We start from the raw sequence: 16,171 nt of genomic DNA, 5'->3' as shown, positions 1-16,171 counted from the left end.
GGGGTTTTAAATGGATCATTTAGACAGGCTGGAGGCACAGAGCATATTTATATTGAGAGAGGCCTATAAGAAGTTTGGAAAGCTGGGAATGCTGTGGTCTATAGGAAAGGACTCCACGGTGCTTCTGTGGCTGGCAAAGAAAGCGTTTTTCGGGCACTGCCCTTTCCCGTTCATACATGTGGATACAACCTATAAAATACCTGAAATGATTGAGTACAGGGACAGGATAGCAAAGGAGTATAACTTGGATCTCATTGTACACACAAACCGGGAGGCGTTAGAGCAGGGAATGGGCCCCGGGCATGGCAGGCTGGTATGCTGCAAGGCACTGAAGACCGACGGGCTTCAGCAGGTTGTTGCAAGATATGAATTTGAGGGCCTTATTCTCGGTATAAGAAGGGATGAAGAGGGCTCACGGTCAAAGGAGAGGGTATTCAGCGAAAGGAACAAGGATTCCGAATGGGATTATACAAATCAGCCTCCCGAGCTGTGGGATCAGTTTAAGACAGACTTCCCCAAGGGAAACCATATAAGGGTGCATCCCATTCTGCACTGGAATGAGATTGACATATGGGCGTATATAGGCCGCGAAAATATACCCCTTGTAGACCTGTACTTTTCCAAGGATGGAAAGAGGTACAGAAGCCTTGGCTGCGCTCCGTGTACCGGGAAAATCGACTCAGAGGCATCCAGCATAGAGGAGATAATTGAGGAGCTTAAAAACACAAAGGTAAGTGAAAGAGCCGGGCGGGCTCAGGATCAGGAGGATGCCTATGCAATGCAGAAGCTCAGGAAGGACGGCTATATGTAAGGCTGGGAGCTAAAGAAGGTTTCTTCTAAAGACGGGCTAAATTTATTCTGTGAGGAAAAGAGGGTGCAAATATATGACAGAGGAAAACGTTAAGGAAATTCTTAAAATAGTAGTAGTGGGGCATGTGGATCATGGAAAGTCCACCGTAATAGGAAGGCTGCTTTATGACACCAAATCTCTGCCGGAGGGCGCGATAGACAGGGTTAAGAGGATTTCAAAGGAAAAGGGAAAGCCCTTCGAGTATGCATATCTTCTGGATGCCTTTGAGGAGGAGCAGAAGCAGGGTATTACAATTGACACCACTCAGCTTCAGTTCCATACAGAAAAAAGGGAGTATGTAATTATTGACGCCCCGGGGCACAAGGAATTCCTCAAAAACATGATATCGGGGGCGGCAAACGCGGAGGCGGCTCTTGTTATTATTGACGCCAATGAGGGCATACAGGAGCAATCCAAAAGACATGGATATATCCTTTCGCTTCTTGGAATACAGAAGGTATATGTAATAGTCAACAAAATGGATCTCATTGACTATTCCGAGCAGAGGTTCAATGCAATAAAGCTTGAAATGAACCAATTTTTAAACAGCCTGAAGGTTTATCCATTAAGATATATACCTGTTTCAGCCTTCCTTGGAGAAAACATTGCGCTTAAGTCGGATAAAATGCCTTGGTATGACGGATCTCCCATACTTGAGTCCATAGATATGTTTGAGAAGGATAAGGGGCTTGAGGAAAAGCCGCTGAGGCTTCCCATACAGGATGTCTATAAGTTTGACAACAGGAGGATTATCGCAGGCAGAATCGAATCGGGAAGGCTTCGGGTGGGAGATGAGATACTTATTTCTCCCAGTCGGAAGCTCACACGCATAAAGACGATAGAATACTGGACGGACAATGACAAAAGGGACACCGCGGAGGCGGGTATGTCTGTGGGTATTACGGTGGAGGATGAGTTTTTTAATAAGAGGGGGGAGATCATAACCCATAAGGATGAAGCTCCTGTGATATCCGATGTTTTTAAGGTCAACCTGTTCTGGATGGGAAGGAATAACCTTGTAAAGGACAAAAAGTATAAAATAAAGGCAGTAACTCAGGAGATGGAATGTGAGGTTGTTTCAATTGACAGGGTTATTGACGCAACAACGCTTGAGGCAATTGAGGATGCATCTCGGGTCAAAACAAACGATGTGGCGGAGGTAACCATACGGACGAAAGAAAAGCTGTGCTTTGATCAGTTTAAAAGCAACCAGAACACAGGACGGTTTGTAATAGTGGACGGCTATGATGTGTGCGGAGGGGGAATAGTTTCGGGAGTAGAAGCCCTAACGAATGAGGTAAGCAGGTTTGTCAGGGAGGATGAAGAGATTGTGGTAAGCTGCTTTGACGAATACTTTTATATGCTGCCTGAGGGAGCGGTTAGAAAAGCAACTCCCCACCACAGGCTTTTTGTTCAGGGGGATTCGGTTCCCTTAGAGGGAGAAACGTATTTTTATCCTGACAGTGTCGATATAATAGATGTGCGCCGGAACAAGGCAGTACTTGTAAGGAAGGGAATATTTACCGATATTATGCACTTTGAGGACTACAAGTATTCAGGCATTCCTGCAATAAACACAAGCGGCTTTTATATAAATATATCATCTCACAAGCTATATGAGGAATTTAAAGAGGATTTAGGCAAAATTGACGTAAGAGACGGAAAGGAGCTTGCAGCATTTGCTAATAAATGGTTTGATATAATGAAGGGAAGAAGAATCATTTATAAGGAAAGCTCTGAATTATACCAGCCTGAATATACAATATAGATAGTTTTATAAACACCAAGGGGTGTATTTAATTTAAGTGACGAAAATGTTACCAACGAATATATTTTGTGGTAATATGAATGAAAATGCAAATTTTAACTCCCCTTCTATCTTCCCCTCACATCGAGGGGAAGAAAAAGAAGGGCGCTGGAGAAGAAAATGAGAAGAACAACGCAGGCGCATGTAAAGCAGCTAGCAAAAGAAATAAGGAGACATCCTGCAAGACCTACATGGACCTTCTTTTCCTTCCCCTCGAAGTGAGGGGAAGATAGATAGGGAGCTTATTAAAAATCTGGATTTGGAATAAAACGCCATAATATATTGGCTCTTTTTAACCATTTTTTTTGGATAATTATGCTGTTATGTGAAAAAGGTGCTTCAATTGTAATCCCTATGGCGATTTTCCGAAATGCTGTGTCAGATATAATTTATGCACCCAACACCAAGATGTCATATTTACAAGCATTATATAAATATGTAAAATATAAACGTACACGCTCATTATTGGGCGGACTTGATGCTTCGGGGAGGAAACGGCTATGCTTGAGGATAATAAAAAGGAAGCTGCAGGGATTTATGTTCCCGTGACGGACGGCACCCAGTTTATTGTAATGAAGGCGTGGGAGGAAGTGCTTCAGGTAAATAGACATCTTGGAATAAAAGACAACTTTTTTGAGCTGGGAGGAGATCCGATAAAGGCCGATCTCATTGCAAAAAGAATAAAGAATATAGGTCTCACAGCGCAGGATGTTCTGGAAAACCCTACAATTGAGAGGCTGGCGCAAATTTTATGGGAAAGGACGTCCTACATAGAAAAGGGGGACATGCCCAGAGCGATGCGGGAAAATCTTGATGCGGAATATTATTTCTGCAGAGACGGCAGCTTTGATGAGTTTACTCAGCTTTTAGACTGTAATTCCCTTATGTATTATTTCTATCTTAAAAGATATGTAAAGGACTATGCAAAGTATGTCGGTATTTTGATGCAGGACATTTCTGTAAATGTGTCGTTAAACCCTGACGGAAGCCTGTGCAACATATGGTGCGACAATTTTGATGAGGTGGACGAGTTGTTTAAAGCGGAGGTTGTTAACGGTAAGGGCTATGAGTCAATGGCGGATATAGAACGGCTGCTTGAGCAAGGCAAGATTGTAGTTATAAAAACATATACAAAGAAGCTTCCGTTTAATAAGGACTTTATAAGTCTGGATTTTGAGGTTACAGATCTTCAGGAGGAGATTGAAAAAAGCAATCACACCTTTATAGCTGTGGCCCATGACGATGAGATGCTGTATTATATAGAAGTCCCTGCTGTTCTTAACGACAGGTTTATACCATACGGTAAAAATAAATCTGTCGGAGTGATAAAGAAGACTGACTTAAAGCCTGCGTTTGATCTGGATTTAATTTTTGCTTCTGTTGACATAGACACAGAAAAGCTCGCCAGAGGCATTGACATAAAGGATTTGCTGAGAAAGAGCATAAGCAATTATTTTAAGCCTTGCTATTATAATAATGGTTTTAAGGTATACTGCGGGTTTGAAGCTATGGAGATGTTAAAGCAAATTTTTGAAAGTGAGGGGCTTTGCCTTGACCATAAGCACTCCTACTACAAATACATAGACGTAAAAGGATTTCTGGATTGGAAGCTTTGGGCTGTTTTGGCGAGGAAAATGCTGCTTAAGGAAATGCTGGAGCAATACCGGGATATTTACCCTGAGTTTTCCAGGCAAAATTTGAACGATGACTTGTCGGAGCTTGTTGAAGAGTGGAAAAGGTTCAGGATGAAGGTTATTTACCGCTACTTTAAGGGGGATTTCATTGCGGGAAAGATATATTTAAAACACATTAATAAAATAATTGCGATGGAAAGAAATGTTGTGAAAAAGCTGGAGGAAGTGCTGTAAGCAGGCTAGTGCCTTAAATGGCGGAAGGAGAATTGTATTGCAGGAGCTTTGTTTTTTAAAGAAGCTCCTTTTGTTTTTTAATAAACATTAGTATTGACAATGAGTTAAATTAAGGCTATTATACGTTTATATTCCATGTTTATACAAATAATATGATGATTTATAAATATAACAATAATACACAACCGGGGATGTGATAATAAGAGACTCATAGTGTAGAGGGTTGTGATAAAGAATGAATAATGTTGAAAGAGATGTGAGGTTAAAGCTTAAGCTGCACCATACAGCTTATGCCACCAGATCTACCGATAATTCAATTGAAGCATTAAAGCATATTTATCCTAAAGTAAAAATTTACAGAGAGCTTGATCAAGGCCAGAATGTGTATTGCTCCTATCTATATAATGAGATTGAGCCTTACATGATTGAGCTGGTAGAGCCTGCCGGAAAGCCGAGCCCTGTGGACAGCCTGCTTAAGGAAAGAGAGTCTGCCCTATACCATGTATGCTACAGGGTAAATGACTTTTTAAAGGGAGTGGAGCTTTTTAAAAAAGAGGGTTACTTTATAATTACCAAGCCATTTAAGCCTATGTATGAAAAGAGTCTGATCTGCTGTTATCTTTTCAATATCAACTCAGGCATTGTGGAAATAGTGGGAAATAAAGCCAAGTGATTTTATGCAGCTTAGGTTTTAACATATCACATAACGGAGGATGTGAAATAATATCCTCCAGAATAATTTCTACTCTAACTACAGAAGCATGTATACCTGTAGAAGACGCTTGTGACTTTAGTTAGTCTAAATTGTAGCGCGGTCACGTATTCCGGGGAAATTATTCTTCCGGAAATTATTTTACATCCTTTTTAGATAGCTTGTATCCTAATTTATATAAGTATGTAGAATAATGTCGTCCGGAACAATTTCTACTCTTACTGTTAGCTGTTTATTCAAACGGACACAGACATACGCCTTAATTTTGTGATATAATCACTTGTGAATAAATTAACTCTTAGATAACTGTAAGGAGATCGGTCTATGAACAATAAAGTGCCTGTTGCGGAGCTTAAGTCTCGCATGGATAGGTTTCGCTCTGAAATGGAGGGGGCGAATCCCGGGTGGGAGACAGCAATAATATTCGGCAAAATAAACCTTTATTATTTTACAGGAACAATGCAGGACGGAATGCTGCTTATACGCAGAGACTCAGAGGCGGTGCTGTGGGTAAGGAGAAGCTATGAGAGGGCTGTTGACGAGTCTATGTTTTCAGACATAAGGCCAATGAAAAGCTTTCGGGATGCCGTGGCATCTGTGAGCGGGCTTTCCGATACGGTGTATATGGAAACCGAAATAGTGCCATTAGCGCTATTTCAAAGGCTTCAGAAGCATTTTCCCTTTAGCAGGGCACAGTCTCTTGACAGGTGCATTGCTTCGGTGCGTTCCGTGAAAAGTGTTTATGAGCTGGAGCTTATGAGACAAGCCGGGAAAATTCACCGCAGAGTGCTTGAAGACCTCGTGCCGGGAATGCTTGAGGAAGGAATGAGCGAGGCCTCCTTTGCCACGCGTCTGTTTTCTACTATGGTGGAGGAGGGGCATTACGGCATAGCGCGCTTCTCGATGTTTGAAACCGAGGTGGTGCTTGGAAGTGTGTGCTTTGGAGAAAGCTCAATTTATCCTACGGCCTTTGACGGGCCGGGGGGCAACTACGGAATGAGTCCTGCGGTGCCGCTGCTGGGCAGCCGTGAGCGCAAGCTTCGCAAGGGGGATATGGTGTTTGTTGATATAGGATGCTGTGTGGATGGCTATAATACCGATAAGACTATGACATATATGTTTGGCAGACCGCTGCCTTCCGAAGTTATTTCTGCCCATAACAAGTGTGTCGAGATACAGCACCGTGCGGCGGCAATGCTAAAGCCCGGAGCGATACCCGAGCATATATACGGCAGCATTATGGAAAGTCTGGACAATGAATTTCTGGAAAACTTTATGGGCTTTGGGAGCCGCCGGGTAAAGTTTATAGGTCATGGAGTAGGACTGCATATAGACGAATTTCCTGTAATTGCCGAGGGCTTTTTGCAGCCGCTGAAGGAAGGGATGGTTTTTGCCATTGAGCCTAAAAAGGGAATAAAGGATGTTGGTATGGTGGGGATTGAGAATACCTTTATAGTCACGCCTGACGGAGGCGAATCCATTACGGGGGACAGCCGGGGCATGATCCCGGTATACTGAATGCGCCTCCCACGGAACGCCCCCCTAAGGCGTTCCGTACGAATCTGCCTATTCGGGCTTTCTTTAGGGTTGAACCCGAGGAGCTTAATACCTTATAATATGATAAAGAATACATTTGTGAGGGAGAATAAAGAGTATACTTTTGTATACACTTTAAACATCAAAATGATGAAAGACGTAAATTATAAAAAGCTGAAGCTTGATATAAAGGAATTATCGGCAAATTATACTGTAATATTAAAGGAAAAGGTATCTGAGCGTATTGGAAAAATGAAAAAGGATGATAAATCACACTACCTGATTTATAGAGTATTAGGCATTACTGATAAGGAAGGCGATTTAATTGATATCAATCAAAATAAAGGCCGGTTTCTTTACAAGTATGCCGGAGCATTTTTAGAACAAGCGGCTTTTTTATGCTTTAAATATAAATTCCATCAGGCACAGAAGTTAAAAATACCAAATACGCTGGGAAGCAGGCCGAAGACCTTCGAAATTGATTGCGCTGTAGGTAATATGGCTCATGAAATAAAATGGAGGGATGCAACTACTGATGGTGACCATATTACAAAGGAGCATACAAGAATAAAGGCAATAAAGGATGCAGGCTATACACCTGTAAGAATTATGTTCTATTACCCCAACAGAAAGAAGGCGCAAAAGATTCAAAATACGCTTGCTACTTTATATTCAGGAGTTCAGGGTTACTATTACTCTGGTGACGAAGCGTGGGAGTATATTTTACAAAGTACGGGAGTGAATTTAAAAGAGATACTGTTGGAGATAGCAAATAATGAAAGCAGCTTGGGAGAGTGAATTATAGTGAGCATTTATTTAGGAGACTGCCTCAACATTATACAAGACATGGAAAGTAGCAGTATTGATTTAATATATTTAGATCCTCCATTTTTTACACAGAAAAGCCAATATTTAAAGACAAGAGACAATACAAAGGAATACTCATTTGATGACACTTGGAGTTCTGTACATGAGTACATTGATTTTATGCGGCAAAGGCTCATAGAATGCAGAAGAATTTTAAAGCAAACCGGCAGTATATTTCTGCATTGCGATAAGTCAGCTTCACACCATTTACGAGTTCTATTAGATGAATTGTTTGGAGAAGACAATTTCCAAAGTGAAATAATTTGGAGCTATAAGAGATGGTCGAATTCTAAAAAAGGTTTAATGTGTGGGCACCAAACAATATATTTTTACAGTAGGTCTCATGATTTTAAATTTAATACTATATATACAGAGTATTCAGAGACAACAAACATTGATCAAATACTTCAATTGAGAGAAAGAAATGAATATGGAAAGTCAATATATAAAAGAGACTGCGATGGAGAGATAATTTTAGCACAGCAAAAGAGGGGAGTTCCGTTGTCTGATGTTTGGGAAATACCATATTTAAACCCTAAAGCAGCAGAAAGAACGGGCTATCCTACCCAAAAGCCCATATTGTTGCTAGAACAGATTATTAAGCTTGTAACCGATGAGGGAGATTTAGTACTGGACCCGTTTTGTGGCAGCGGAACAGCTCTGGTGTCTGCTAAGCTGTTAAACAGAAGGTTTGCAGGTATAGATATCTCAAAGGATGCTGTAGAACTGGCTAAAAAGCGTCTGGCTAATCCTGTTAAAACAAATTCGGCCCTGCTGACAGAAGGTAAAAACAGTTATATAAACAAAACAAACGATGAGCTTTCAATTTTAAAAGCACTGGATGCAATCCCTGTTCAAAGAAACAAAGGGATTGATGGCTTTTTAAAAGTAAATTATTCAGGTGGTCCCGTATCAATTAAAATTCAAAGGGAAACCGAAAATATTATTGACTCATTAAACCTGCTCATAAAATCAAGTAAGACAAAAAAATGCACATTAATGATATTAGTTAGAACAAACCCAAATGAAGCGTTGCACGTTGACAGCTTACCGGATAACATACTGTTAATTGACAGGTATGATGTTATTCTTCAGCAATGGTTGGTTTCTCAAAATTCTAAAAAGCAAAAGACAGGCTAAAATGACTGCACTGACACAGGGGGACAGTTCTCAAGTATAGCGTGGGCTTTGTGCTGCATATTTGAGGAGTGTCCTCGTTCTATATTTCCTTAAGATAATCTTAAGGATTTGATAAGATTAAATCCACAAAACCGTTTTCGATTCCTTGATATAATATTATGAGCTTTTGTGAAAGAGGGAGTTGAGCAGACTATGACAGCAAATATTTTAGTGGTAGACGATGAACAGTCCATTGCGGACTTGATTGAAGTATATTTGAAAAGCGAAAATTATGATGTATTCAAGTTCTATAATGGGCGGGATGCGTTACATTGTGTTGAAAACCAAAATATAGATTTAGCAATATTGGATGTCATGCTCCCCGATATAGACGGTTTTTCAATCTGTCGGCAAATCCGGGAAAAGTATAATTTCCCGGTTATCATGCTGACAGCCAAAGAAGAAGAAATCGATAAGATTACCGGACTGACATTAGGTGCGGATGACTATATCACCAAGCCGTTCCGTCCATTGGAGCTTATTGCCCGTGTAAAGGCGCAGCTTCGGAGATTTACTAAATATAATTCTTCAGAGCCAAAACACGAAGAACGCTTGATTGCCTTTTCCGGCTTGGTATTGGACATGGATACCCATGAATGCAAGCTGAATGAAAAAAAGCTATCTCTCACTCCTACAGAGTTTTCAATTCTTTGGGTCCTTTGCTACAATCGCGGACGGGTGGTCAGCTCGGAAGAATTGTTCCATGAGGTATGGGGAGATAAGTATTTCACTAACAGCAACAATACGGTAATGGTTCATATCCGGCATTTAAGAGAAAAAATGCACGACAGCGCAGAGCATCCCAAATATATAAAAACTGTATGGGGGGTTGGCTATAAAATTGAAAAGTAAAAGAAAAAATGATTATTCGAAATTAAAAAATAAAATATTTCTTAAAATGATACTTGTTATTTTTGCTACAGTTGCAACTGTTATCCTTCTGCGTTTTGCAATTCAAAAATACTTTAGTTTTGGAGATACTATTGCAGACTTTTTAATGAATATATTTCATATCCCAGACAGAACAGCTATAATGATTACTCATTTTCTATTTATCTATAATATAGAAGCTATTACACTTATTGTGATTCTCATATTCTTAGTTATTTTGCTTAAATTTTCAATTTCTTGGTTTACCAAATATTTCGATGAGGTCAGTGACGGAATGGATAAGCTTGCTGAGGAATACGATGAAGAAATTACATTATCACCGGAGTTGGCTTTTATGGAAAATAAGCTGAATCAGATAAAAAACAACTTGCAAAAACAAAAGAAAGCCGCGCTGGAAGCCGAACAGCGCAAGAATGATTTGGTGGTTTACTTAGCTCATGATATAAAGACACCTCTGACCTCCGTTATAGGATACTTAAGTCTTCTGGATGAAGCTCCTGATATGCCTCTTAAACAGAAGGCAAAATATGTCGGTATTACCTTGGAAAAAGCTTATCGATTAGAGCAGCTTATAAATGAGTTTTTTGAAATCACAAGATTTAATCTTCAAGCTATTGTTTTGGATAAAGAAAAAATCAATTTACTGTTGATGCTCCAGCAGATGGCAGATGAATTCTATCCAATGCTGACTCCGCAAGAAAAGCAGGTGTCGGTCAATGTGCCTGACGGGCTCACTCTGTGGGGAGATGCAGACAAGCTGGCCCGTGTGTTCAACAATATTCTGAAAAACGCGGTAGCCTATAGCTATGAAAACAGCGTCATTGATATTTCTGCGGTGCAGCAGGACAAAAATATTGTTATAACCTTTACTAATCAGGGAAATCCAATCCCGCAGGGAAAGCTTGATAGTATTTTTGAAAAATTTTACCGATTAGATACCGCACGTTCCACAAGCACAGGTGGAGCAGGGCTAGGCTTGGCAATTGCCCAGGAAATTGTCACTGCTCACGATGGAATAATCTCTGTGGAAAGCAACAGAGAAAGTACTACATTTACAATAAAGCTTCCGTCATAAGAAAATCTTAAGAAATTCATAAGATGAAATTCTAATATGGCTCCTTGCTCTGTGGTTGAATAATATCATTACAGAATAAGGAGATGGTTTATTATGGTGCGAAAAGTACAAAAGAAAAAGTCGGGGATACGCATGTTTGTAAATTTGGAGGTTACAGCAAATACCGATATCGAAGAATACAAATCGTTTATAATGTCACACCATAAAGGACATTTTATGCAGTCTCCCGAGTGGGCAGCCGTCAAATCGAATTGGGCAAATAGAATTTTAACCGTTAGGGATGATTCCGGAAATATAAAGGGTTCAATGAGCGTTTTAATCCGTAAGATACCCTTTATGAAATATACATTAATGTACTCTCCCCGCGGTCCCGTGTGCGACACTCATGACTTTAAAACCCTTAAGGCTCTTCTTGACAGTGCAAAACAGCTTTCCAGAGAGTATAAAAGTTATGTTTTGAGGCTGGACCCCGACATCGAAAAAAGTGACGAGGAATTCCAGAGCATTATAAAAAGCCTGAACTTTCGCACAAAAAATGAAGCACTGAATTTTGAAGGAATACAGCCGCGGTTCGTTTTCAGATTAAAGCTTCTCGGCAGAACTGAAGATGAGCTATTAAAATCATTTCATCACAAGACCAGATATAACATAAGCCTTGCCATAAGAAAGGGTGTTACCGTCAGAATAGGAAAAAGGGAGGATATACCAGAGTTCCATAAAATAATGCTTGAGACAGGTATAAGGGATAAGTTTGTTATAAGAAGCGCGGAATACTTTGAAAAAATGTACGACTGTCTGGGGCCTGAACACTTGAGGCTTTACCTTGCATACTATGACGACAAAATGGTTTCAGGTGCTGTCGCTATTTTTTACGGCGATAAATGTTGGTACCTGTATGGTGCAAGCAGCAGCCAATACAGGAATGTAATGCCCAACTATCTGCTTCAATGGGAGATGATCAAATGGGCACGGGAGAACAACTGCAGCATATATGATTTTAGAGGAGTATCGGGAAATCTGGAGGAAAGCAATCCCTTGTATGGCCTTTATAAGTTTAAAAAAGGCTTTAACGGCGATTTTACAGAATTTGTGGGAGAATTAGATTATGTGTTCAACCCCCTGATATATACCGCGGTTGAAAAAGGTGAAAAGCTGTTCAGAGAAATAAGGAGAAAGATTTTTACCCTTACAGCCCGCAGGAGTGACGATAAAAATTCAAGCACTAAAGGCTGATTGTGCTGGCGTTATAAGAAAATCTTAAGAAATTCATAAGATGGAATTCCCAAATAGCTCCTTTTTCTGTGTTTAAATAATATCAGCACAAAATAAGGAGTTGTTTTATTATGGTACGAAAAGTACAAAAGAAAAAGTCAGGGATACGCATGTTTGCAGGACTTCTATTGATGGTTGTCATTACTGCTTTTGTTTACAAAGCCGTCATTACTCCAGAAAATCACCAAATATTTGAGAAAGAGTATAACGATAGAACAGCATTGGTTCATCCGCCAAGGATACAACCCGATCCCTCTGTTTCTATATCTTCGGACAAGCTGAACAGTCCTAATGTGATTCTGATCCGTTTAAATGATTATACCGTCCTTATGCAAAAAAATAGTGAAGAAAAAATCTATCCTGCTTCTTTGACTAAAATGATGACAGCCATTGCTGCGATAGAAAATTTACCTGATCTGAAGGAAGAAATCAAGCTTACCAATTCTACGTTTCAGGGGCTGTACGGAGCAGATGCATCAATGGCAGGCTTCCAACCGGGTGAGCAGGTCGGGGCAATTGATCTGTTATACGGGGTAATGCTGCCGAGCGGCGCGGAGTGCTGTGTTGCACTTGCCGATCAGATTGCCGGCTCAGAGCGGGATTTTGTAAAAATAATGAATCGAAAGGCAGCAGATCTCGGTATGGACAATACCCATTTTGAAAATACGACGGGACTTCACAATGTAAACCACTATACAACAGTCAAGGATCTGGCTGTTCTTTTACGTTACGCGCTGCAAAACGAAACCTTCCGGGAAATTTTCACTTCATCCTGCCATTTCACGCAGCCTACGAATAAGCATTCCGGCGGGATAACCTTAAATAGCACTATGTTTGAAGAGCTTAAGCATCAAAACATTATTAATGGGGAAATTTTAGGCGGAAAAACAGGATACACCAATGAGGCCGGACTGTGTCTCGCGAGTCTTGCCAAAGTAGGCAAGCAGGAATATATTCTGATTACAGCGGGTGCCAAGGGAAATCCCAAATCCGAGAAATACAATGTTACTGATGCATTGGCGGTGTACAACAGCTTAGGGGAATAATAAGCTTTTCATAAGAATTTATTAAGATTTTGATAAGTTAAAAATCCAACATCGCCTGTCTGGTTTCGGTAATATGAAATTACCGAACATGGCAGGCTTTTATATTCCGAAAAGGGGGGATTAGACGTTGTCTAGGGTTATAAATCGCATCCTCTTTGATGTAAATTCATTAGTGCGATTTATATATATGTAGCGATAAAGATTTTACAAACATAGAGGATATAATTTCTTCCACCAAGTTATATCCTCCATGTAAAATCTTTATCGCGTCCTATATATGTAGCGATAAAAGCAAATAAGAAATATGAAAGGATAAATCTAAATCATGGCAAAAGCAGGAATAACAATTTATGGATGCGAGCAGGACGAGGCCGTTTTGTTCCGGGAGATGGCGCCTCGCTTTGGCGTTATGCCAACTATCACGGATGCAGCGGTATCTGAAGCTAATACTGAGCTGGCACTTGGAAATAAATGCATCAGCGTCGGTCATAAAACTGAAATCACTAATTCCAATCTTCTGGCACTCAGCCAAGCTGGTGTAATGTATATTTCCACAAGAAGTATTGGATATAACCATATTAATGTAAAATACGCCCAGAGCGTTGGTATTTCCGTTGAAAATGTCGCTTATTCGCCCGATAGCGTGGCTGATTACACATTAATGCTGATGCTTATGGCGGTGCGAAATGCAAAATCCATTATCAGATGTGCAGATATTCATGATTTCAGATTGAATGCTGTGCGCGGGAAAGAATTACGTGATATGACCGTTGGGGTAATCGGAACGGGACGCATTGGCGCAGCAGTTATGGATAGGCTGAGGGGCTTCGGCTGCCACACATTAGCCCATGACCCTCATCCCATAGCCTCTGCCCATTACGTTGCTCTTGATGATTTGTTACAGCAGAGCGATATTGTAACGCTACATATACCACTTAACGCCGATACAAAACATCTTTTAAATCATCAACGTATCGAGAATATGAAGCACGGCGCATTTATTATCAATACTGGACGCGGCTCACTTATTGATACCGAGGCTGTTATTCCGGCGTTGGAAAGCGGTAAATTAGGCGGTGCGGCTTTGGATGTCGTAGAAGGAGAGGAAGGAGTATTCTACTTTGACTACAGAAACAAACCCATTGAAAGCAAACTGCTGTTACGATTGCAGAAATTACCGAATGTGCTTATTACTCCGCACACCGCCTATTATACAGAGCGTGCCTTAAGCGATACTGTTGAAAATACTATTATCAATTGCCTGAAATTTGAAAGGAGAAAGCAGCATGGATAGGTTGAAAATCGCAATTATATTCGGAGGATGCTCCGAGGAACATCCCATCTCCGTTAAATCTGCGCAAGAGGTTGCAAAAAACCTTGATATCGAAAAGTATGAACCGTTCTATATCGGGATTACAAAAAATGGTGCTTGGAAGCTTTGTCCCTGCCCTGATGAAAATTGGGAAAACGGCAATTGCCGTCCGGTTATACTGTCACCGGACAGAAGCGTACACGGATTGCTTGTTGTGGAGCAGGGACAATACAAAACGATCCGTTTGGATATGGTGTTTCCCGTTCTGCACGGCAAGCTTGGCGAGGATGGCGCGATGCAAGGCTTATTGGAGCTTTCCGGCATCCCCTATGCAGGCTGCGATGTCCAAAGCTCAGCTCTGTGCATGGACAAATCCCTTGCTTATATCGTCGCTGGAAACGCGGGAATTGCTACACCAAAATTCTGGACTGTCACAGCGAACAAGAATATTGATGCCGACCGGCTTACTTATCCCGTTTTTGTAAAGCCGGCCCGTTCGGGCTCCTCCTTCGGAGTTAGCAAGGCATGTCGAAAAGAAGAGTTGCTGAGTGCGGTGGAAATCGCAAGACAGTATGACTCGAAGGTGTTGATTGAAGAGGCTGTCGCCGGCAGCGAGGTAGGATGTGCGATATTAGGGAACGATATGGATTTGATTGCAGGAGAGGTAGATCAAATTTGTCTATCGCATGGTTTTTTCAGAATTCATCAGGAGAATAAGCCTGAAAACGGTTCCGAAAACTCAACAATAATCGTTCCCGCCGACATTCCGGCAGAAGTGCGCTTGCTCGTTCGTGAGACAGCAAAAGCTGTATATCGAGCTTTGGGATGCAGGGGACTTTCACGGGTGGATATGTTCCTTACGGAAGATGGAAAAGTAATACTTAACGAGGTTAATACTTTGCCCGGTATGACCTCATACAGCCGTTATCCGAGAATGATGGCAGCCGCAGGGCTGTCGTTTGCCGGAATGATCGACCGGATTGTATCGTTGACATTGAAAGGGGAGGGACGATGAAAAATGATTTTGTCTTTATAGACGAATTTGTATCCGGAATACGCTGGGATGCTAAATATGCCACTTGGGATAATTTTACCGGCAAGCCGGTGGACGGATATGTAGCGAATCGAATTGTCGGTACGAGAGCTTTATGCGCAGCCCTGGAAAAAGCCCGAGAAAACGCCGCAGCCTTTGGCTTTGGCTTGCTTCTTTGGGATGGCTATCGCCCTCAAAGCGCCGTGGATTGTTTTCTGCGATGGTCAAAGCAGCCGGAAGACGGCCGGACGAAACTAAAACACTATCCCAACATTGACAAAACAGATATGGTTGAAAAAGGATATGTAGCCGCTAAGTCGGGCCACAGTCGGGGCAGCGCAGTTGACTTAACGCTTTATCATTTAGCTGACGGCACACTTGTTCCAATGGGCGGCGACTTTGATTTAATGGATTCAGTGTCACATCATGGAGCAAAAGGAATCATGCAAGCCGAAGCAAGAAACCGCCAATACCTTTGTTCTATCATGGAGGCCTGCAGCTTTGCTTCATACCATTGCGAGTGGTGGCACTACACACTGAAGCACGAGCCTTATCCAAACACTTATTTTGATTTTCCCATCACATAGCCCGTCCGGCCGAAGAAATTGCCAAAAGCGTTGCAATTATGGTGGGACAGTTCTTGAAGTATAGCGCAGGCTTTATGCTATATATTTGAGAACTGTCCCCCTTGCTTTATCCCTGCTTTTTATTTACAGTTTGTTA

General features: G+C 41.3%; 15 protein-coding genes. All 15 read left to right on the top strand.

The features are described from left to right. Positions 1-10: 10 nt before the first annotated feature. The 15 genes from cysD (at position 11) to vanX (ending at position 16,035) form a co-directional block, all read left to right on the top strand. A complete protein-coding gene (gene cysD, locus DFR58_RS08930; protein WP_114297485.1) occupies positions 11-811 on the top strand; it encodes a sulfate adenylyltransferase subunit CysD in 801 nt (266 codons plus the stop codon). A gap of 73 nt (positions 812-884) precedes the next feature. Then, positions 885-2,618 carry a sulfate adenylyltransferase subunit 1 gene (locus tag DFR58_RS08925; protein ID WP_114297484.1) on the top strand — a complete coding sequence of 578 codons (1,734 nt, stop codon included), beginning with the start codon at positions 885-887 and terminating at the stop codon, positions 2,616-2,618. 80 nt (positions 2,619-2,698) lie between these two features. Next, positions 2,699-2,890 carry a hypothetical protein gene (locus DFR58_RS08920; protein ID WP_114297483.1) on the top strand — a complete coding sequence of 64 codons (192 nt, stop codon included), beginning with the start codon at positions 2,699-2,701 and terminating at the stop codon, positions 2,888-2,890. Between the two features lie 267 nt (positions 2,891-3,157). Beyond that, entirely contained in the window at positions 3,158-4,525 is a 1,368-nt protein-coding gene (locus DFR58_RS08915; protein ID WP_114297482.1) for a phosphopantetheine-binding protein, read from the top strand. Between the two features lie 235 nt (positions 4,526-4,760). Next, a complete protein-coding gene (locus DFR58_RS08910) occupies positions 4,761-5,198 on the top strand; it encodes a VOC family protein (RefSeq protein ID WP_114297481.1) in 438 nt (145 codons plus the stop codon). Between the two features lie 363 nt (positions 5,199-5,561). Beyond that, positions 5,562-6,755 (top strand): M24 family metallopeptidase, encoded by a 1,194-nt coding sequence (locus tag DFR58_RS08905; protein ID WP_114297480.1) that lies wholly within the window; start codon positions 5,562-5,564, stop codon positions 6,753-6,755. A gap of 99 nt (positions 6,756-6,854) precedes the next feature. Next, complete coding sequence (locus tag DFR58_RS08900; protein WP_242987485.1) at positions 6,855-7,571, top strand: ApaLI family restriction endonuclease; 717 nt, start codon at positions 6,855-6,857, stop codon at positions 7,569-7,571. A gap of 6 nt (positions 7,572-7,577) precedes the next feature. Further along, positions 7,578-8,780, top strand: a complete 1,203-nt coding sequence (locus tag DFR58_RS08895) for a DNA-methyltransferase (RefSeq protein ID WP_114297479.1) — start codon at positions 7,578-7,580, stop codon at positions 8,778-8,780. Positions 8,781-8,972: 192 nt separating this feature from the next. Next, positions 8,973-9,671, top strand: a complete 699-nt coding sequence (gene vanR / locus DFR58_RS08890; RefSeq protein WP_114297478.1) for a VanR-ABDEGLN family response regulator transcription factor — start codon at positions 8,973-8,975, stop codon at positions 9,669-9,671. After that, positions 9,649-10,785, top strand: a complete 1,137-nt coding sequence (gene vanS, locus DFR58_RS08885) for a vancomycin resistance histidine kinase VanS (protein WP_207659186.1) — start codon at positions 9,649-9,651, stop codon at positions 10,783-10,785. Before vanR ends, vanS begins: the two co-directional genes overlap by 23 nt. A gap of 93 nt (positions 10,786-10,878) precedes the next feature. After that, complete coding sequence (locus DFR58_RS08880) at positions 10,879-12,018, top strand: lipid II:glycine glycyltransferase FemX (protein ID WP_207659184.1); 1,140 nt, start codon at positions 10,879-10,881, stop codon at positions 12,016-12,018. 110 nt (positions 12,019-12,128) lie between these two features. Continuing rightward, on the top strand, positions 12,129-13,103 hold the full coding sequence (locus tag DFR58_RS08875) for a D-alanyl-D-alanine carboxypeptidase family protein (RefSeq protein ID WP_114297477.1): 975 nt from the start codon (positions 12,129-12,131) through the stop codon (positions 13,101-13,103). Positions 13,104-13,428: 325 nt separating this feature from the next. Next, entirely contained in the window at positions 13,429-14,397 is a 969-nt protein-coding gene (gene vanH / locus DFR58_RS08870; protein WP_114297476.1) for a D-lactate dehydrogenase VanH, read from the top strand. Continuing rightward, positions 14,390-15,430, top strand: coding sequence for a D-alanine--(R)-lactate ligase VanI (gene vanI, locus DFR58_RS08865; protein ID WP_114297475.1), 1,041 nt, complete (start codon positions 14,390-14,392; stop codon positions 15,428-15,430). Before vanH ends, vanI begins: the two co-directional genes overlap by 8 nt. Then, the gene (gene vanX, locus DFR58_RS08860) at positions 15,427-16,035 is read left to right on the top strand and encodes a D-Ala-D-Ala dipeptidase VanX (protein WP_114297474.1); all 609 of its coding nucleotides are present in this window, start codon (positions 15,427-15,429) and stop codon (positions 16,033-16,035) included. Before vanI ends, vanX begins: the two co-directional genes overlap by 4 nt. The last annotated feature ends 136 nt before the right edge of the window (positions 16,036-16,171 follow it).

Source organism: Anaerobacterium chartisolvens, from assembly GCF_003337415.1.
GTDB lineage: Bacteria > Bacillota > Clostridia > Acetivibrionales > DSM-27016 > Anaerobacterium > Anaerobacterium chartisolvens.
This window is presented reverse-complemented; position numbering and strand designations above follow the sequence as displayed.

What these genes read in the sequence shown, in the direction of transcription:
- cysD (WP_114297485.1), top strand. Translation starts at nt 11, where the DNA reads ATGGATCATTTAGACAGGCTGGAGGCACAGAGCATATTTATATTGAGA.
- DFR58_RS08925 (WP_114297484.1), top strand. Translation starts at nt 885, where the DNA reads ATGACAGAGGAAAACGTTAAGGAAATTCTTAAAATAGTAGTAGTGGGG.
- DFR58_RS08920 (WP_114297483.1), top strand. Translation starts at nt 2,699, where the DNA reads ATGAAAATGCAAATTTTAACTCCCCTTCTATCTTCCCCTCACATCGAG.
- DFR58_RS08915 (WP_114297482.1), top strand. Translation starts at nt 3,158, where the DNA reads ATGCTTGAGGATAATAAAAAGGAAGCTGCAGGGATTTATGTTCCCGTG.
- DFR58_RS08910 (WP_114297481.1), top strand. Translation starts at nt 4,761, where the DNA reads ATGAATAATGTTGAAAGAGATGTGAGGTTAAAGCTTAAGCTGCACCAT.
- DFR58_RS08905 (WP_114297480.1), top strand. Translation starts at nt 5,562, where the DNA reads ATGAACAATAAAGTGCCTGTTGCGGAGCTTAAGTCTCGCATGGATAGG.
- DFR58_RS08900 (WP_242987485.1), top strand. Translation starts at nt 6,855, where the DNA reads ATGATAAAGAATACATTTGTGAGGGAGAATAAAGAGTATACTTTTGTA.
- vanR (WP_114297478.1), top strand. Translation starts at nt 8,973, where the DNA reads ATGACAGCAAATATTTTAGTGGTAGACGATGAACAGTCCATTGCGGAC.
- DFR58_RS08880 (WP_207659184.1), top strand. Translation starts at nt 10,879, where the DNA reads ATGGTGCGAAAAGTACAAAAGAAAAAGTCGGGGATACGCATGTTTGTA.
- DFR58_RS08875 (WP_114297477.1), top strand. Translation starts at nt 12,129, where the DNA reads ATGGTACGAAAAGTACAAAAGAAAAAGTCAGGGATACGCATGTTTGCA.
- vanH (WP_114297476.1), top strand. Translation starts at nt 13,429, where the DNA reads ATGGCAAAAGCAGGAATAACAATTTATGGATGCGAGCAGGACGAGGCC.
- vanI (WP_114297475.1), top strand. Translation starts at nt 14,390, where the DNA reads ATGGATAGGTTGAAAATCGCAATTATATTCGGAGGATGCTCCGAGGAA.
- vanX (WP_114297474.1), top strand. Translation starts at nt 15,427, where the DNA reads ATGAAAAATGATTTTGTCTTTATAGACGAATTTGTATCCGGAATACGC.